The sequence below is a fragment of the Mesorhizobium sp. CA6 genome (assembly GCF_020165035.1).
Lineage (GTDB): Bacteria > Pseudomonadota > Alphaproteobacteria > Rhizobiales > Rhizobiaceae > Mesorhizobium.
Map to the genome: position 1 here is coordinate 1 of NZ_JAIUHI010000004.1, position 18,275 is coordinate 18,275.

Annotated in this window: 15 protein-coding genes and 1 tRNA gene; 10 read left to right on the forward strand and 6 right to left on the reverse strand. The window is 63.5% G+C overall.

Annotated elements, in window-relative coordinates:
• Positions 1 to 114 precede the first annotated feature (114 nt).
• Positions 115 to 1,173: a glycerophosphodiester phosphodiesterase family protein gene (locus LB526_RS06730; RefSeq protein ID WP_224626955.1), complete on the reverse strand. Its 1,059-nt coding sequence runs from the start codon at positions 1,171 to 1,173 to the stop codon at positions 115 to 117.
• A gap of 83 nt (positions 1,174 to 1,256) precedes the next feature.
• Positions 1,257 to 2,471, reverse strand: a complete 1,215-nt coding sequence (locus tag LB526_RS06735) for an acyltransferase family protein (protein WP_224626958.1) — start codon at positions 2,469 to 2,471, stop codon at positions 1,257 to 1,259.
• 124 nt (positions 2,472 to 2,595) lie between these two features.
• On the opposite strand from LB526_RS06735, the gene speB reads away from it, so the two are divergent.
• Positions 2,596 to 3,597 carry an agmatinase gene (gene speB, locus LB526_RS06740; protein ID WP_224626962.1) on the forward strand — a complete coding sequence of 334 codons (1,002 nt, stop codon included), beginning with the start codon at positions 2,596 to 2,598 and terminating at the stop codon, positions 3,595 to 3,597.
• Positions 3,598 to 3,626: 29 nt separating this feature from the next.
• Positions 3,627 to 4,559 (forward strand): N-acetyl-gamma-glutamyl-phosphate reductase, encoded by a 933-nt coding sequence (gene argC, locus LB526_RS06745; RefSeq protein WP_224626964.1) that lies wholly within the window; start codon positions 3,627 to 3,629, stop codon positions 4,557 to 4,559.
• A 52-nt stretch (positions 4,560 to 4,611) separates the two neighbouring features.
• Here argC and LB526_RS06750 read toward each other — a convergent pair whose 3' ends face one another.
• Positions 4,612 to 5,703: a COX15/CtaA family protein gene (locus LB526_RS06750; protein WP_224626967.1), complete on the reverse strand. Its 1,092-nt coding sequence runs from the start codon at positions 5,701 to 5,703 to the stop codon at positions 4,612 to 4,614.
• A gap of 151 nt (positions 5,704 to 5,854) precedes the next feature.
• Between LB526_RS06750 and LB526_RS06755 the strand changes: the two genes are divergently transcribed.
• Positions 5,855 to 6,070, forward strand: a complete 216-nt coding sequence (locus LB526_RS06755) for a DUF2842 domain-containing protein (protein ID WP_040999884.1) — start codon at positions 5,855 to 5,857, stop codon at positions 6,068 to 6,070.
• Positions 6,071 to 6,103: 33 nt separating this feature from the next.
• Here LB526_RS06755 and LB526_RS06760 read toward each other — a convergent pair whose 3' ends face one another.
• A complete protein-coding gene (locus LB526_RS06760) occupies positions 6,104 to 7,162 on the reverse strand; it encodes a polysaccharide deacetylase family protein (protein WP_224626971.1) in 1,059 nt (352 codons plus the stop codon).
• 90 nt (positions 7,163 to 7,252) lie between these two features.
• Here LB526_RS06760 and LB526_RS06765 point away from each other — a divergent pair, with 90 nt between their 5' ends.
• Positions 7,253 to 8,482, forward strand: coding sequence for a GNAT family N-acetyltransferase (locus tag LB526_RS06765; RefSeq protein ID WP_224626974.1), 1,230 nt, complete (start codon positions 7,253 to 7,255; stop codon positions 8,480 to 8,482).
• Positions 8,483 to 8,537: 55 nt separating this feature from the next.
• Here the strand turns inward: LB526_RS06765 and LB526_RS06770 are convergent, their stop codons facing one another.
• Positions 8,538 to 10,769 carry a GumC family protein gene (locus LB526_RS06770; RefSeq protein WP_224626975.1) on the reverse strand — a complete coding sequence of 744 codons (2,232 nt, stop codon included), beginning with the start codon at positions 10,767 to 10,769 and terminating at the stop codon, positions 8,538 to 8,540.
• Positions 10,770 to 11,032: 263 nt separating this feature from the next.
• On the opposite strand from LB526_RS06770, the gene LB526_RS06775 reads away from it, so the two are divergent.
• The 6 genes from LB526_RS06775 to LB526_RS06800 all read left to right on the forward strand — a co-directional run bounded on the left by LB526_RS06775 (position 11,033) and on the right by LB526_RS06800 (position 17,252).
• Entirely contained in the window at positions 11,033 to 11,596 is a 564-nt protein-coding gene (locus tag LB526_RS06775) for a polysaccharide biosynthesis/export family protein (protein ID WP_095767646.1), read from the forward strand.
• 10 nt (positions 11,597 to 11,606) lie between these two features.
• The gene (locus tag LB526_RS06780; RefSeq protein WP_224626977.1) at positions 11,607 to 12,737 is read left to right on the forward strand and encodes a glycosyltransferase family 4 protein; all 1,131 of its coding nucleotides are present in this window, start codon (positions 11,607 to 11,609) and stop codon (positions 12,735 to 12,737) included.
• A gap of 96 nt (positions 12,738 to 12,833) precedes the next feature.
• The gene (locus LB526_RS06785; protein ID WP_140842742.1) at positions 12,834 to 14,369 is read left to right on the forward strand and encodes an undecaprenyl-phosphate glucose phosphotransferase; all 1,536 of its coding nucleotides are present in this window, start codon (positions 12,834 to 12,836) and stop codon (positions 14,367 to 14,369) included.
• Positions 14,366 to 15,634 carry an O-antigen ligase family protein gene (locus tag LB526_RS06790; protein ID WP_224626979.1) on the forward strand — a complete coding sequence of 423 codons (1,269 nt, stop codon included), beginning with the start codon at positions 14,366 to 14,368 and terminating at the stop codon, positions 15,632 to 15,634. Before LB526_RS06785 ends, LB526_RS06790 begins: the two co-directional genes overlap by 4 nt.
• A gap of 54 nt (positions 15,635 to 15,688) precedes the next feature.
• Positions 15,689 to 15,765, forward strand: a tRNA-Pro gene (locus LB526_RS06795).
• A 416-nt stretch (positions 15,766 to 16,181) separates the two neighbouring features.
• Positions 16,182 to 17,252 (forward strand): acyltransferase family protein, encoded by a 1,071-nt coding sequence (locus LB526_RS06800; RefSeq protein ID WP_224626981.1) that lies wholly within the window; start codon positions 16,182 to 16,184, stop codon positions 17,250 to 17,252.
• A gap of 1 nt (position 17,253) precedes the next feature.
• Here the strand turns inward: LB526_RS06800 and LB526_RS06805 are convergent, their stop codons facing one another.
• The gene (locus LB526_RS06805) at positions 17,254 to 18,267 is read right to left on the reverse strand and encodes a sugar-binding transcriptional regulator (protein ID WP_095767893.1); all 1,014 of its coding nucleotides are present in this window, start codon (positions 18,265 to 18,267) and stop codon (positions 17,254 to 17,256) included.
• Between the last annotated feature and the right edge of the window lie 8 nt (positions 18,268 to 18,275).

Here is an 18,275-nt window from a genome sequence, read left to right on the forward strand (position 1 = left end):
AGCTGTCGGGGGATGTGCTCGGCGAGTTGGAGGGCGTGGCGAAAGCGGCGTGATGGACGATTAGCTGATCTCCCCCCACGAGGGGGAGATTGGCAGCTCCAGCGTCAACGCCAGCTAATTGATGCTCGCCGTATGTGCCGGCTCAGCCTGCTTGATGTCCGTCGTGTAAGGCACGCGATAACCATTGGCGGCCAGCCACTCGATCGCCGCTTTCGGCTCGTCGGTCTGGATGATGGTGGCGCCGCGGTCGACCCAGAAACCCCAGGCTTCGCGCGGCAGGCTGGCGGCGACGGCAAGCTCGTCGCCGCGACCGCCGGCGAGGAAGCCGCCCGGCTTGTTGACGACGGCGTAGGTGTCGGCCCAGAGGTGCCAGTCGCCCCGCGCCGCTTCCGCCCGCATGCGGGTGCTGAACAGCGGCCCGCCGGTCGATGTCAGCGTCTCGGCGCCGTTGCGCCAAGTGATCAATTCGATGGCGCGCGGCGCAAACGCCTTATCGAGCTCATCGGCGAAGGCCGCATCATGCACGGCGTCGTCGGCGAGGATCGGCATGAACTGGAAGCCGCCGCCGGCCTGGGCAAGTGCCGCGCTCGCGGCATCGATACGCTGCCGGTTCCAGAGATTCTCCTTGACGATCACCTGATCGGCCATGCCGAGATCGCGCGCCTCCGCGACCATGTCAGGCAGATCGGTCACCTCCAGCTTGTTGTCGAGGTTGATCAGGATCCTGTCCCTGGTCGTCAGCAGCATCTCGCGCAGGGTCGACACGGTCTCGTTGGTGACGGCGCCCGTACCCTCGACGACCAGCCGGCATTTCTTAAGCTCGGCCAGCGTGTATTTCACCACCTCGCCCTTGCACGTGGTCGTGCGGTCGAGCCAGCTGTCATGCATGATGACGAACTCGCCGTCTTTCGCGCGCCGGACGTCGACCTCGACGATCTCGGCGCCGATCGCGATCGAGCCCTCGACCGCGGCCAGCGAATTCTCGGCGTAAAGCGTCTTGCCGGCCTGCATGCTGCCGGCGCGATGCGCGGCGATCATCACATGGTCACGCCACTGGTTGGCATGCTCGAAGCGGTCGAGAATCTGGCTGGCGCGGCTTTCACCAGCTAAGCTTTGCCCCGCAACGGTGGCAAGGGCGGCGGAAAAGGCAAGGCTCAGCCAGAGTGTTCGCATCGGGGAATCGCTCCGTTCCGGGTTGGGACCCGGTTAGGCGATGCCCATGACAGCGCAGTGAACGAAGCCGGCTAGTTTTTGGATCAGATCCGCTTGGAAATGCGGCGGAACCAGGCCAGCGCCGGCATTTCGACGAAGCGCCATGTGAACCACGACGCGGCAATGACGGCGATCAACATCGCGGCCAAAGCCGCGAAGCCGATCCAGGGCGAGCCGGGGCCGAAGCCGGTCGCATGGTCACCGCGCAGCATCAGGTCGCCGACTATGCCGAGCCCGAGCTTGCGTTCGATCAGGCCGCCGACATTGATCATGCGGGCCTGGACGAAGATGTGGACCATGTAGATCGAATAGGAGAGCGAGCCGAGCAGCAGCATCGGCCGGCTGCGCAAGGCCAAGCTGACCCACCCGCCCTCATGGGCAAAGAGATAAAGCGCCAGCGAGAAGATGACCGGCGCGGCAATGCCGGCGTCATTCGTTCCCGCCACCGAAACGAACAGCGAGATCACGACGATCATCGCCAGCTCCGCCAGCGTCCAGGCGAGGCGCCCTGCCCCGCCGCTCAGCGCCTGTCGCGCCTCTGCAACGGAATCGTGCTGAAACCAGGCAAGCAGCGCGCCGAGCGAGAAGCCGTAAAGACAGCGGATGAAGCCGAAATCGAAGGACACGTCCATATGACGCGTCGAGACCGCGAGCAGGAAAAGCGGCGCCGTCGCGGCTGCGGCAACGAGCCATATCCAGGCACGCTGGCCGGCGGTGAAGACGATGGCGGCGAAAAGCAGATAGGTGAAGAACTCGGCCGAAATGCTCCAGCTCGGCGCATTCCAGCTCAGATGATCCTCAACGCCCATGCCCTGCAGAAGGAAAAGGTTGGCGACCAGGCTCTTCAGGTCGAAGCCTGCGGTGAAGGGCGCCGGGCCCGTTCCGTGAAGCGCCGGCAGCACGAGCCGCAGCGCCTCGAAGCCGGCGAAGGCGGCGAGCATCAGGAAATGCAACGGATAGATGCGGCCGAAACGCACGAGCGCGAACCGTGCAAGGTCGTCCTGCCCGGCGAGCCGCCCGCCATAGGCGCTGGCAATGACGAAGCCGGAGAGCACGAAGAAGAAATCGACGAACAGATAGGAGCCGCCGACAAAGGCGCTCTGCGACACTATCGAGGTGGTCGGGAAGTGGAACAGCGCCACCAGCAGCGCGCAGATGCCGCGCCAGGAATCCAGCACCAGGAAACGCTCGCCGGCCGTCGTGCCGACACGGGTCGCGGCGGGCGCGGATGCAAGATTGAGCAAGGCAGTCTCAGCCATAATGATACAGATCCTGTGTTGCCGCGGCACTCGCCGAGCGCCGCTTCGTTTCCGCAAGCTGTGACTGGCATGTTGCGTGCCGGTTCTGTAGTTGTGGCTGCCCCGACGAAACCGAGGATTCCTAATGGCGAACAATGAGATCGACCACGCCTTCACCGCCCGCTCCAAGACGGGCGCGTCGTTCGAGCCGACCTATGCCGGCGCGCTGTCGTTCATGCGGCGCAAATATACGAAGGACGTGAAGGGCGCGGACGCGGTCGTGTGGGGCATTCCCTTCGACGCCGCCGTCACCAACCGGCCCGGCGCCCGCTTCGGACCGCAGGCGATCCGCCGCGCCTCGGCGATCCTAGACAACGATCCGCAATATCCATTCTCGCGCGACCTCTTCGAGCATCTTTCAGTGGTGGACTATGGTGATTGCCTGCTCGACAGCGGCAATCACCAGAAAACTCCCGGCACGATCGAGCGCGAGGCGGCCAAGATCCTGAAATCAGGCGCGTTCCTTTTGACGCTGGGCGGCGATCATTTCGTCACCTGGCCACTGCTCAAGGCGCATGCCGCGATCCACGGGCCGCTGGCGCTGGTGCAGTTCGACGCGCACCAGGACACCTGGCCCGACGACGGCAAGCGCATCGATCACGGCTCCTTCGTCGCCCGCGCGGTGAAGGAGGGCATCATCGACCCCGACCGCTCGATCCAGATCGGCATCCGCACGCACGCGCCCGACACGTTCGGCATCAAAATCCTTTACGGCCATGAGGTCGAGGAGATGCGGGCGTCGGACATCGCCTATGCGATCGTCGAGCGCACCGGTGGCAAGAAGACCTATCTCACCTTCGACATCGACTGCCTCGACCCGGCCTTCGCGCCGGGCACCGGCACGCCGGTGGCAGGCGGCCCCTCCTCGGCCAAGATGCTGTCAACACTGCGCCAACTCGGCCAGATCGACATCGTCGGCGCCGACATCGTGGAGGTTGCGCCGGCCTACGATCATGCCGATATAACGGCGATCGCCGGATCGATCATCGCCATGCATTATCTCGGTCTGCTGGCAGAGCGAAAGGCGCGGCTCGACGAACTGAGCAACGGCAATCATGCCGCGGCAAATCACGCCTACGGCATATGACATTGGAATCGCGAGGAATTTGGCAAGCGATGAAACCGAAAATCTTCATTGACGGCGAGCACGGCACGACAGGCCTGCAGATCAGGGCGCTGCTGGCCGACCGTGACGACCTGGAGATCATCTCCATCCCGACGGAACGCCGCAAGGAGACTGCCGCCCGCGCCGAGATGCTCAACGCGGCCGATGTCGCGATCCTTTGCCTGCCGGATGCGGCGGCCAAGGAAAGCGTGTCGCTGATTACGAACGATACGACCAAGGTGATCGACGCCTCGACCGCGCATCGCGTGGCCGAGGGGTGGGAGTATGGCTTCGCCGAAATGGACAAGGACCAGGCGAAGAAGATCGGCAGCGCGAAACGCATCGCCAATCCGGGCTGCTGGCCGCAGGGGCCGATCGCGACGCTGCGGCCACTGGTTGCGGCGGGCCTGCTGCCTGCCGACTTCCCGGTCACCGTCAACGGCATTTCCGGCTATTCCGGCGGCGGCCGCCCGATGATCGAGGACTATGTCGGCAAGGGCGAGGACGCGCCCGAGTTCCTGCCCTATGGGCTGACGCTGCAGCACAAGCATGTGCCGGAGCTCCGCACCTATGCAAAGCTGTCGCACGACCCGATCATGCAGCCGGCAGTGGGCAATTTCGCGCAGGGCATGATCACCGTGGTGCCGCTGCAACTCGGCGGTCTCGACCGCGTGCCGACTGGCGCCGAGCTTCACGCGGCGATTGCCGACCATTATGCGTCGATCGATGGCGGCGTGGTCGAGGTCGCGCCCTACACCCTTACGGAGCGCATGCCGGAGATCGATCCGGAGATTTATAACGGCACCAACCGGATGAAGGTCTACGTCTTCGCCAATGACGAGAGGGCGCAAGCACTGCTGATGGCCGTCTACGACAATCTCGGCAAGGGCGCGTCGGGCGCCGCGGTGCAGAACCTCGACCTGATGCTCGGCATCAAGCACTGAGCGGTCGTGAACCTTGAGCTTGCTGCCGCCGAGGCGATCTGCAAGGTTCGCCTCAGCCTCTGACGCGTATATCGGTCGGCAGCGGATAGGCGCCCTTGGTGCCGCGCCAATGCGCGGCAGCGAAGCCAAGCAACACAAGCGCGACCGTCTGATGCGTCAACGCCATGTGCAGCGGCACCTGCATCACTAGCGTGCCGATGCCGATCGAGGCCTGGACGACCACCAGCGCGAACAGAAGCGTGGCCCGGCGGGCATGGGTGGTGCCAGGCTGGCGCCGCCACGTCGCGATCATATGCCAGAGCGCCACGACAAAGATCGTATAAGCGCCTACTCGGTGGACGAACTGCACCGTCTTCGGGTTTTCAAAGAAGTTCAGCCAGGCGGGCTTCAGCAGAAGCAGATCGGAGGGGATCACCTTTCCATCCATCAGCGGCCATGTGTTGTAGGAAAGGCCCGCGTGCAGCCCGGCGACCAACCCGCCGAGATAGATCTGGATCAGCGCCAAAAGCACGATGACGCCGGCGAGCCGCTGCGTCGACCGGTCGGCGGCGGGCTCGGAATGCGGCGCCAAGCCTCGCGCCACCACCATTGTCGCCGTGAAGATCAGCGCGGCAAGCGTCAGATGCGTCGCCAGCCTGTATTGGCTGACCGAGACGCGGTCAACCAGGCCCGAAGCCACCATCCACCAGCCGATGGCGCCTTGCAGTACACCAAGCAGAAGGATGCCGACCAGCTTCAACCCAAGGCCTCGTTCGATGCGGCGCGTCGCCCAGAAGAACAGCAGCGGCAAGGCAAAGACCACCCCGACGCCGCGCGCCAGGATGCGGTGCGCCCACTCCCACCAGAAGATCGATTTGAAATCCTCGACGCTCATGCCCTTGTTGATCTCGGCATATTGCGGGATCTGCTGGTAGCGCTGGAACTCTTCCTGCCATTCGGCGTCGTTGAGCGGCGGGATGACGCCGTGTATCGGCTGCCACTCAGTGATCGACAGACCCGAGCCGGTGAGACGAGTGGAACCGCCGACCAGAACCAGCGCGACCAGCACGAGCAGCACGACGTAGAGCCAGCCGCGCACCAAAGCGCGGTTGTGCAGGTCGCGGTCGCGTGTGGCATAGGGGGCTGTGGCGGTGATGGCAGCCATTTCGCATTCCCGGCGGTTGAAACGCGAGATTGGTGGACCAAGGCCGCTCAACTGGCAAGACTGGACAGCGCGGCACGCCGTCGCGCCGGGCCGCGACGGTTGCGCGCTCCGGTCATTCGGCCTAAGCGGGGCGGGTCAACGGAACCGCGACATGCCCATTCGCCTGAAAAAGCTGATCGGAACCATATTGCTGGTGGCGCTGGTCGTCATCTACGCGCTGATCGCCTCCGCCGTCGCGGTCACCAGGCTCGCCGAATACGGGCCCACGGCGCATCTTCTGTTCTTCCTGCTCAGCGGCTTTCTCTGGGTTCTGCCGGCCATGGCCATCATCAAATGGCTGATCATCGAGCCGCGCCCGAAGGGGTGAACCTTGCCGGCGTCAGGCAAGCGTGAAGCAGGCCTAGACCGTAACGACCATCTTGCCCGCATTGGCCAGCGGCGTCGTGATGCCGGACAGCATCGTGCGGATATGCGCAAGGCTCTGATAGCGGCCATTGACGGAGATGCGCGGCAGCGCGTGCAGGAAGCCGGCATGCTCGGCGCGCAGCACACCATGCCGCGTGGTCACCGCCGAGGCATAGCCTGCGTCGCGGGCAAAGCCCACCTCGCGGCAGCTGACCGCGCTGGCATAGCCATAAGGGTAAGCCAGATGACGCGGCTCCTCGCCGAGTTTTTCCGCGAGGACGCGGCGGACGTCGCCGATCTCATGGCGCGCATCGGCCTCGGACAGCCGCTTCAAGTTCCGATGATTGACGGTGTGCGCACCGATGGTCACCAACGGGTGCGCGGCCATAATGCGAAGCTCATCCCAGTTCATCAAGGTGCATGGGCGGCCCGAGCCGATTTTGAACCCAGTCGAGCGGGCGAGCTCGCGCAGCGCTGCGCCTTGCTCTTCCTCGGGGACTTCCAAGGTCAACCAGGCGTTCAGCCGCGCGACGGCCTGGATCTTTCGGCCTCGTGTCGAGCAATCGATCGCCGTCGACTTGCCCCCCATCGTCAGCGTCAGGCGCGAGCTGGTGTCGACGATGTCCTCGATCACGTCCCACCAGAGATCGACGGCGCCGTCGATCAGGCCGGGGGCGACGTAGATGGCGATCGGCGCGCCGTGTTTTTCCAGGATCGGAAGCGCCTCGGTCATGTTGTCGCGATAGGCGTCGTCGGCGGTGATCGTGGCGAACTGGCCGCCTTTCCCGCCCGTCTTGATGCGTTCGATCGCTTCATCAAGGGAAACAAAGGCATAACCCTGCCCCTTCATGTCCGAGATCAGCTTGTCGAGGAAAGTGGGAGCGATGTTCAGATGCCGATTGACGCTGTTCGGCTTCTCCGGTGTCGCGGTGACGCGGTGCAGCATCAGGATAGCGCCGATGCCGCCGACAAACGGCCGCGCCAGAGGCGCAAGGCCGGAGTAGCGGGCAAGGTTCAGCGCCAGTTTCCGGATTGCATCGCCCCCGTCGATCATTCCTTCACCTTTTGCGCCTAGGCTTATTCAAGCAAGACATTCGCCTATGCGAACCCCAGGTTGCAACCAATACGTCTTAAGGATTGAGGGATGGTTGACGCCACCGCGTCATTTGATGGCAATCGGATCGCGGCCAACGAGGCTTCCGCGCGCCCGGTGCGAGCCAGCCGGGACCGGTGGATTGCGACCGCAAGCGGCGGCACCGGCCTTGCCGACTATCTGCAATTCTGCGCCTCGGCGCTGTACGCGCCGGCGCAAAGCGCATCCTGGGTGAGCAACTGGGCGGCCGCGACCGGCGCCGACATGGTTGTCGCGACGCTGTCCTGCGATGGCCGCCCCGTGCTGTCGCTGGCCCTGGAGATCGTGCGACGCGGCCCGTTCAAGGTTGCCCGTTTCGCCGGCGGGCGCCACGCCAACGGCAATTTCGCCGCCGCCGACCCGCGTTTCCTGCCTGCTATCGACGGCCAGGCGATCCGCTCGATGTTCAAGGCAATCGCGCGAGCGCGGCCGGACATCGACCTGATCTCGCTTGAAAGGCTGCTGCCAGACCTCGACGGCGTCGCCAATCCGCTGGCCGCGCTGCCCGGCTTTCCAAGTCCGAACCTTGCGCTTGCGGTCGATCTCGGCGGCGGGTTCGACGCGCTGCTGTCGCGCGCGAGCGGCAAGCGCAAGCGCAAGAAGCACCGCTCGCAGACGCGCAAGTTCGAGGCGGTCGGCGCCTTCCGCCGCATCGAGGCACGCACACCCGAGGAGGTCGACAGGCTGCTCGATGCCTTCCTCGAGATGAAGGAGGTGCGTTTCGCCAAGATGGGCATCGCCAATGTCTTCGGCGACAGACAAATACGCGACTTCTTCCGGGCGCTGTTCGCCGATGCGCTGGCCGAGGAAAAGCCGCCATTCCTGCTGCACGGCCTGGATGTGGCGAGCAAGCTGCGCGCGGTGACCGGCTCCAGCCGGTCCGGCAAGCGGCTGATCTGCGAGTTCGGCGCCATCGCCGAGGACGATCTCTCGTCCGCCAGCCCGGGCGACTTCCTGTTCTTCGACAACATCCAGGAAGCTTGTGAGCTTGGCTTCGATGTGTATGACTTCTCGGTCGGCGACGAGCCTTACAAGCGGCTCTGGTGCGACATCGAGGTCCAGCATTTCGAGGTGCTTGCGCCGCTGACGCTGAAGGGCCACGCATTGGCGACGACGATGCGGCAAGGCGCGCGCGCGAAGGGCTTCATCAAGAACAATCCGACGGTCTGGAAGCTGACCAAGATGCTGCGCCGCAAGGCTGCCGGACAGGCGGCGCCCGCTCCCGCCGAGGACGATAACTGACCGTCGCCTTCTAACGGCCGGTTTTTTCGGCGCGGCCCGATCCTTCGCGCTATATTCAAGCCGCCGACCGCCTGCCCGGCACCGGTGTTCCCGGAGGTTCATGGCCGACCGGTGTGACCAGTGTCAGGTTGGGATAGCCGTTCTCGATCAGCTTGACCGCGGCCTGCGTCACTTGGTCGTCGGCCTCCAGCATGGACAGGAAGACTTCGGTGCCGTCACCGACCAGGCGGCCGATGCCTTGCGCGTCGGCCGGGCCGCATTCGACCACGACGAGATCGTAGGCCGTGGTCAGCGACTGCATGATAATCGGCAGCCGATCGGCGGCGCGCATGGCGCGGACCGGATCGGCGGTGCCGACCGGAATGACATGCGCATCCGAATAGAGATCGGGATGGATGACGTCACTGAACTGCGCTTCGGAAGCGAGCAGATTGGTGATGCCCGGGAACAGGCTCGAGTCCAGCATCGGCCGCGACGCCGCGCCCGATGCCGTGAGGTCAAGCAGCAGCACGCGCAGGCCGGCGTCAGATACTTCACGCGCCACGAGCACGGCGGAGGCGGCCGCCTCGTCGCCTTCCGGCGATACGAAGATCGCGCGCGCCGCGCCGGAAGAGATCAGCTTCTCGGCAGCCCTGTCGACATCTATCTCGCCGAGCCTGGACGGACCCGGCTTGGGTTCCGGCTCGGGCATTGGTTGCTCTGCCGCAACGGTGTCGGCTTCAAATGTCTCATTCTGCGCGATCGGCTGTCTCTCCGGACGTCGCTCGCTGGCCATGGACGTCTCATAGGATGCGAAAGAACTGTGGTCGTCCTCGATTTCGGCTACAACCGGCTCGGTGCGCGCAGCGGGCATCGCCACCTGCTCGATATCGGTGAAACGGGCGCCGGCGGCCGGACGCATGGCACGGCCCGAGAACAGCTCGCCAAGCAGCGTGCCGATCGCCATCAGCAGCAGCGAAGCGGCGGCGGCGGCCCCGGTGATCGGCCCGATCTTCGGAAAATAAGGTTGCGACGGCACCTGGGCCTGCGCGATCAGGCTCGCCGCCACAGGCGAGTATCTGCGATCCTTGCGCGAGACTACCGCATTGTAACTTGCCATATAGGATTCAAGTTGTTGGCGCTGAACGTTCGCGTCGCGCTGCAAGGCATCCAGCTGCACCTGCTGCTCGCCAGCGCGCGCTGACGCGGCCTTCAAGGTGTTGACGTCCGCGATCAGCTGATCCTCGCGGGCCTTCGCCGTCTGAGCCTGAGCCGACAACCCCCGGATGATCTTTTGCGCCTCGTTGCGAATCTGGCCGTCGAGGTCGGCAAGCTGCGACTTCAGCGCCCGGATGCGCGGATGATTGTCCAGCAGGGTTGTGGAAAGATCGGCGATATTGGCCCTCAGCTCCACCTGGCGCTCGCGCAGGCGCTGGATCAACTCGGAAGACAGGACCTCCGGCACGCTGTCCAGCGAACCGCCATTCCGCAGCGCCCGGCGCACGCTCTCGGCACTCGCCTCGGCGGCGGCGCGGCTGGCGCGCACACGCGACAATTCGCTCGACAGCTCAGAGAGCTGCTGAGTCGGAAGCACCGAATTGTTGCCGCCCATCAGCAGGTCGGACTGGGCGCGGAACGCGGCGACCTTGGCCTCGGCATCCCTCACGCGATTCTGCAGATCGGCGATTTCCGGCGCCAGAAAGTTGGTCGCGGCGGCGTTCGATTCGAGCTTGGCGTCACTCTTCGAGGCGATATAGGCCTCGGCAATGCCATTCGCGACGGCTGCGGCAAGCTTGGGATCCTTCGAGGCGAACTCGATCGCGATCGCGCGCGTCTTTTCAACGGCGTAAACATTGAGCTTGTCGTGCATGGCGTTCAGCACACGCTCGTCCGGCGGAATATCGAAGGGATCGCTTTTCAAGCCGACGAGCACAAGCACACGCCCGAGCGACGACATTTTCAGCGTTTCGTCGAACTCCGGCAACTTGTCCAGGTTGAGCTTGGTCGCCACCTGCTTGAGGATGTCGGGCGAGGAAATGATCTGGACCTGGGTGGCCACGCCCTGCTCGTCGAGAATCGGCTTGTCGTCGTCGTTGGTGCCCGGCGGCCGCGTGTATTCCGATTCGCGCGAGCCGATCTCCAGCTTGGCTGTCGCCTTATAATAGGGCGTCGCGAGCCAGGCGAAGGCGAAGGCCAGCCCGGTGACCAAAAGCGTGACAAAAACAATGCGCAGCCAGTTCCTCGCCAGGCTGGCGAAGAGCTGTCTCAGATCGACATCGACGTCTGCGGCCGCTGACTGAACGGACATGCATCCTGCTCCGAACTTTGAGTCGAAGCTGGACCGTAAAGAACTATGGTAACTCACCCGTTAAGATCAGAATGAATGCTTATTAGAGGGCACTCAAAGAAGATTGCTCGAAAGCAATAGAACAATTGGGCTTTTTACCGATCTCCGCTCTCCCGGACCGAGCTCCTTTACCGCCCATTAACCCTAACAGGATGATAACGGTCGCACTTTCCTGGGGTTGTGCCGCGGCTTGCGGCAAGAGCGATGAAGGTTCCTGGCCGGTCATGAAAAGCACTGCTTCCCTCTTTCGCGCTTTGCTTGCCCTGTCGCTGCTCACCGGCTGCTCGAGCTATCGCCCGACACCCGCCGCCTTTCATGAAGTGCTCGATCAGCCCTACCGACTCGGCGCCGGCGACCGCGTCCGTGTCACGGTGTTCGAGCAGGACGGGTTGACCAACACCTACAGCGTTGACCAGTCCGGCTATCTCTCCTTTCCGCTGGTCGGCGCGGTGCCGGCGCGCGGCCACACCGCGCAGCAGTTGGAAAAGGCGATCGCCGACAAGCTGCGCCAAGGCTATCTGCGCGATCCCGACGTTTCGGTCGAAATCGACCGCTACCGGCCGATCTTCGTCATGGGCGAAGTGGGCGCTGCCGGGCAGTATTCCTACGTGCCGGGACTCACCGTGCAAAAGGCGGTCGCCATTGCCGGCGGCTTCACGCCGCGCGCCAATCAGGAGAGCGTCGACATCACCCGCGATATCAACGGCAAGGTGATGACCGGGCGGGTGCTGACATCCGATCCACTCCTGCCCGGCGACACCGTCTACGTCCGCGAACGGCTGTTCTGAAAAACCCGTCGTGGCGGTGAACCTCAGGATCGTGCACTGCTTTCGCTCACCTGTCGGAGGAATCTTCCGGCACGTGCGCGACCTGACCGAGGCGCAGATCGCCGCCGGCCATGCGGTGGGAATCGTCTGCGACTCGACCACCGGCGGCGACTATGAGGAGCGCTTGTTCGAGGCGATGAAGGACAGCCTCGCGCTCGGCATCCATCGCACGCCGATGCAGCGTCATGTCGGGCCGGGCGACCTCGCCTCGGCCTGGCGCACCTATCGAATCATCCAGGAATTGCGGCCGGACGTGCTGCACGGGCACGGCGCCAAGGGTGGCGCCTATGCCCGGCTGTTCGGCTCACTGTTGCGGGTATCAAGGTTTCGCGTTGCCCGCCTCTATTCGCCGCATGGCGGCTCCCTCCACTATGACGAAACGACGGCGATGGGGAAGCTGTTCTTCGGCCTGGAGCGCTTCATGGCGCGCTTCACCGATTGCCTGCTGTTCGTTTCCGACTACGAGCGCAACACCTATCGCCGCAAGGTCGGCGAGCCGCCCATACCCAACATGCTTGTCTATAACGGCCTGCGCGCCACCGAATTCGAACCGGTGACGGCGGCAGCGAATGCCGCCGATTTTCTGTACATCGGCATGATGCGCGACCTGAAGGGCCCGGATATCTTCATCGATGCGCTGGCTATGGCCGGCGACGAGCTCGGACGCCCCTTAAGCGCCGTGATGGTCGGCGACGGCGACGACCTGCCGCGCTACCACGCGCAAGTGGAGCGACTCGGCCTGAAAAGCCACGTCCGATTCCGGCCGCCCATGCCGGCGAGACAGGCTTTCGCTCTGGCCGAGTTGATTGTGGTGCCATCCCGCGCGGAGGCGATGCCCTATATCGTGCTCGAAGCCTTAGCCGCTGGCATGCCGATGATCGCGACCGCTGTCGGAGGCATTCCGGAAATTTTCGGCGAAGGCTCCCCTGCCCTGATCCGCCCCGACGCATCCCAGCTCGCCGCCAAAATGGGAGCGGCGCTCAGCGACTTTGACGGCTATCGAAAACTGATGCCGCAAGCCGATGAGCTGAAGGCCCGATTCGGTGCTGACGTCATGGCCGCCGATATCGAGAAGGCCTATTTCGCGGCACTGAACAAATAGGCCGCGGGCCGCAACAACTCCAAAACCACCGGTTGTTTCAAGGCTTTCTTAGCTCTCTTTTGCTATGCAGTTGCGCGAAGCTCGCGGACAGTTCCCATGAATGAGATCGACCCCGCGCACCGCTTTTCCATGGATGCGGTGCGCAACTACGATGCTCCCGCCGATGGCGAAAAGCCTGGCGGCATCAACGATGTGGCGCGCCAGGTCGCTTCGCAATACCGGCGTGATACCATGTCGCCGATCATGGTCAGCGGCGTGCTGCGCATGGTCGAGTTCGCGATGCTGTTCCTGTCTGGGCTCGGCGTCTATTTCTACTATGTCGGCTTCTTCAGCTATCTGGCCTGGCAATATCCGTTGGCGATCGCGGCTACGTCGTTCCTGGCCGTGGTGCTGCTCGACGTGACCGATTGCTACCAGATCGCGGCGCTGATGCGCCCCCTCGCGAATTTCGGCCGCGTGCTGCTGGTCTGGGCCGGCAGCTTCGCGCTGATGGCGCTCACCGCCTTCGCCATCAAGGCGTCGGAAGACTATTCGCGTCTGTTGTTCGGCACCTGGTTCGTGGCCGGCTTCGCGCTGATCTTCGGCCTGAGACTCGTGATGTCCAGCCTCATCCGGCGCTGGGCGCGCGACGGCCGCATGGAGCGCCGCGCGCTCATCGTCGGCGGCGGCAAGGCGGCCGAGCAGCTGATCCGCTCGGTCGAGAAGCAGCCCTACAACGACATCCGCATCTGCGGCATCTTCGACGACCGCAACGACAAGCGCTCGCCGCCGATCGTCGCCGGCTATCCGAAGCTCGGCACCATCTCCGAGCTCATCGAATTCGCCCGCATCGCGCGCATCGACATGCTGATCGTCTCGTTGCCACTGACCGCCGAATCGCGCGTCCTGCAGCTTCTGAAGAAACTCTGGGTGCTGCCGGTCGATATCCGGCTTTCGGCACATTCCAACGCGCTGCAGTTCCGGCCGCGCGCCTATTCCTATATCGGCTCGGTGCCGATGCTCGACATCTTCGACAAGCCGATCAACGACTGGGACTCGGTCGCCAAGCGCGCCTTCGACATCGTCTTTTCACTCATCGGGATCATCGTCTTCTCGCCGGTGATGCTCGTCACCGCGATCGCGATCAAGCTCGACAGCAAGGGTCCGGTGCTGTTCAAGCAGAAACGGCACGGCTTCAATAACGAGATCATCGAAGTCTACAAGTTCCGCTCGATGTTCACCGACCGGTCCGATCCGACCGCCAAGCAGACGGTGACCAAGAACGATCCGCGCGTCACCCGCGTCGGCCGCTTCATCCGCAAGACCTCGATCGACGAGCTGCCGCAGTTCTTCAACTCGCTGTTCGGCTCGCTGTCGCTGGTCGGGCCGCGCCCGCATGCCATCGCCGCGCAGTCGCACAACCTGCTCTACAACGAGGTGGTGGACGGCTACTTCGCCCGCCACAAGGTCAAGCCCGGCGTCACCGGCTGGGCGCAGATCAACGGATGGCGCGGCGAGATGGACACCAACGAAAAGATCCGCATGCGCACCGAATACGACCTCTATTACATCGAGAACTGGTCGATGCTGTTCGACCTGCGCATCCTGTTCCTGACGCCGATCCGCCTGCTCAACACGGAAAACGCCTATTGAGCGCCATCGCCAGTGAATTGCCGCCGCAGGCGGTTAACGCCAAGCTGATCTCGCTGATCGCATCGGCTGCGATCGGCGTCGGCATCCTGCTTTCCGGCTTCGTCATCAGCGAGCCGGCGCCCTATGAAATCTACATGGCCGGGCTGATCGCGGTCTGGGCGCTGTTCGGCCTTCGAATTTCGCGCGCGATCGTGCCCCTGCTGGTGCTTCTGGTGGCGATGAATATCGGCGGCATGATCGCCATGACGCAGATGGCCGACCTGGCCAACACGCCGCTCTATCTCGCCGTTTCGCTGTTTTTGGCCTTCAGCGCGGTGTTCTTCGCCTCGGTGACCTCGGTCCAGCCGAGCCTCTACCGGCTGATCTTCATCGCCTACGTCGTGTCGGCGGTGGCGACGTCGCTGCTCGGCATCGCCGGTTACTTTCATGCCTTTCCGGGCGCGGAAATGTTCACCAAATACGACCGCGCCGCCGGTGCCTTCCAGGATCCGAACGTGTTCGGGCCGTTCCTGGTGCTGCCGGGCACCTATCTGCTCTATCTGCTCTTGACCGGCCCGGTGTCGCGGATGCCGTTTCTGGCGGTGCCGCTGCTCATCATCACCGCCGGCATCTTCTTCTCGTTCTCGCGCGGCGCCTGGGGCATGTTCGCCGTGTCGGCGGTGCTGCTCACCGCCTGCCTATTCCTGCAGAGCGCCAGTGGCAAGTTCAGGCTTCGCGTGGTGGTGATGACGATCGCGGCCGCGGCGCTGCTGGTCATCGCCCTCATCGTCATCCTGCAGTTGCCTGGCGTGTCGGACATGTTCACGCAGCGCGCGCAGCTTGAGCAGAGCTACGATTCGGCGCGGCTCGGCCGCTTCGCCCGCTATTCGATCGGCTTCCAGCTGGCGATGGAGCACCCGTTCGGCATCGGCCCGCTGGTCTTCGGCACGATCTATGGCGAGGACACGCACGACATCTGGCTGAAGGCGCTGATGGATTATGGCTGGCTCGGCTTCGTCTCATTCCTGACGCTGACGCTATGGACGATCGGCGCCGGCTTCCGCATCCTTCTGCGCGACCGGCCGTGGCAGCCCTATCTGCTTTGCGCCTATGTCGCCTATCTCGGCAATATCGGGCTGGGCACCTTCATCGACATCGACCACTGGCGCCATCTCTATTTGCTGCTCGGCCTGGTCTGGGGCGCGATCGCGCTGGAGTACCGGCACCAGCGGGAATTGCGGCTGGCGAGGTCTGCATCCCTGCCTGCAATTTCACCTTTGCGATAGGCACCGAATTCGGTTGACCCGCACCGCCTTATCACGATACATCGCCACCCGGTCCGGAGTGTAGCGCAGCCCGGTAGCGCACTTGACTGGGGGTCAAGGGGTCGTCGGTTCGAATCCGGCCACTCCGACCATTTGAAAGAGAACTTCCCCCCAAGTTCTTAGGTTGAGCCGAAGGCTTCCGCTCCTTGGGCAACCGTTTGGTCCAAAAACAGCTTCTCGTTGATTTTAGAGTAGTTCCGCGACTTATCGGCAGAAGCTTGGGGGCTGTCACGCGAGCGGAAGATCTATCTGGCCAGGAGGCCGAAGAACAAGAAGATCGTTGTCCGTCCGCCAGTGGGGCATGCGGTGCGCTTCTTCATCGGCGATCAGAATCGTCGACGCAGTGACGTGCATGGCGCCGAGCAGCGCCTCCGTTCTCCCCATGGCGCCGGGCGCTGACACCGGCGTGGAGCGTTAACGGATTTGTTAATGCGGCTCGGCGTATAGGATTCCAAGCAGTATCGACAGTTCTGAGCACCGCTTCGCGCTTACAGCAACGGCACTCTGTATGAAACCGAAGCCTTCTTCAGCGGGATCGAGCCTCACACAGCTGACCAGCTTGCGATTTTTCGCCGCTCTCTATGTGCTTGCCTTCCATTCGGCAGACATCGACGGAGCGCCGCCCCCGATCGCCAATTTTGTGCTGAACGGCTATCTGGGCGTCTCGTTCTTCTTCCTGCTGTCCGGCTTCATCCTCACCCATTCCTACTTCGACAAGATGTCTGACTGGTACGAGATCCGACAGTTCGCCTTAGCGAGATTTTCCAGAATTTATCCAATCTATCTCCTTGCCCTCATTGTGGCTCTGCCGCTGACAAGCATGCCCTTAGATCAACCGCTTGCATCACTGGCGACACTTGGCCTTGTTCAGGCATGGGGCGCGCCAACGACAATGCTCGGATTCTTCTGGAATCCTCCGGGTTGGACACTCTCGATCGAGTTCTTTTTCTATCTTGTGTTCCCGTTATTGCTTCCCGTCCTTTCAAGGCTTACGGCCGGAGTCCTGTGGATCAGCCTGGCAGCTTTGGTGCTGATTTTCGTAGTTATGTGTCTGCCGGGTCTCGGACCGACCGGCTACCTTGCGTTCGACGGGATGGAGTTGGTGCCTCTCCCGCTGCTGAGGCTGCCCGAATTCATGACCGGCATCATTTGCGCTCTGCTGTTTAGGGCCGGCGCGTTCGATCGCTTCCGCAGCGACCTGGCCGCCATTCTGGCCATGGCGTTCACGGTTGCCACGCTTGTCGCGACACGCATGGTGACGACAGGGGGTTTCGCGGCGATCGGCTTTGTCGCGCTGATTGCGACATGCGCCGTGAATGACGGCAAGACCCAACGCGTGCTGTCGTACAAGCCGCTCGTGCTGCTGGGCAATGCAAGCTATGCCCTCTACATCCTGCAAATCCCGGTGCGAAAGTGGATTCCGGTGCTGTTCACCGGAGAATGGGATTGGGTCGGAAGTCTTTTGTACCAGCCTTTGCTGATCGTCATTTCGGTCGCCGTCTTCGTTCTGGTGGAGGAACCTGCCCGCAAGCACCTGCGCTCCTCAATTCCGCAGCGAGCGAGCCCTTCCGTCGCATGATTCAAGCGCCATGCGCCGCGAGCATGCGGCGTGCGCTTTCCTCGTCGGTGATCAGGATGGTCGGCGCGATCAGGTTCATGGCGCCGAGCAGCGCCTCGGTCTTTTCCGCGCCGCCGGAGGTGAGGATGCGGATCGGCGCCTTGCGCAGGCGGTCGACATCCACGGACATCACATGGCTGTTGACGGGATGGTCGACCAGATCGCCATTGCGGTCATAGAAATGGAACAGGAGATCGCCGACGGCGCCGCGCGCAAGCAGCGCCTCGCGGTCCGCTTCCTTCAGGAAGCCGCCGCGCGAGAAGGTGGTGGCCGAAGCGATCCCGCCGACGCTGAGCAGCACGGCGTCGAGCGCATCGGCCATCTCAAAAATCTCCTGCAGGCCGCAGCGCTCGACCAGCGCGATTTTTGTCTCGACGCTGTCGACGACCGCAGGCGTCGGCATCAGATAGCCATCACCCTGGAAGATCTGGGCGAAGCGCCAGGCGAACTCGGCCGGGTTGACCCGGCGCGCGACGCCGACGCCGCCAAGCAGCGAAATCACGCTGAAATCGGTTAGCGATTTGGCGCTGATGAAGGGCAAGGTGTTGAACAGCGTGACTCCCCAGCCGACGCCGACCCGCATGCCGGATTTCATCGCGTCAGACAGGAACATGCCGGTCTTGGCGGCGATTGCCGGGATCGGGTCGGCATTGGGATCGGTGAGCGGCGCCACCAGCGCCTGCTGTAGTCCGAAGGTCTGTTCGAGCGCGCGCTCCAGCCGCACGATCTCCAAAAGCTCGCTCTCGATGGTGATCTTCACCTCGTTGCGTGCCCTCGCCTCGGCCAGCATGCGCACGATGGTGACGCGGCCGACGCCGAGCACGTCGGCGATCTCGTTTTGCGTCATCTGCTCGACGAAATACATCCAGGCGGCGCGGATCCTGAGGCGGTCGGTTCGGCTTTCGCTGACGACCTGCTCGGATGCCTCGGCCGCCGCCCTGCCGTTTTCGGATTCACCCTGCCGTCGCCTGCCCAAATTCCCCT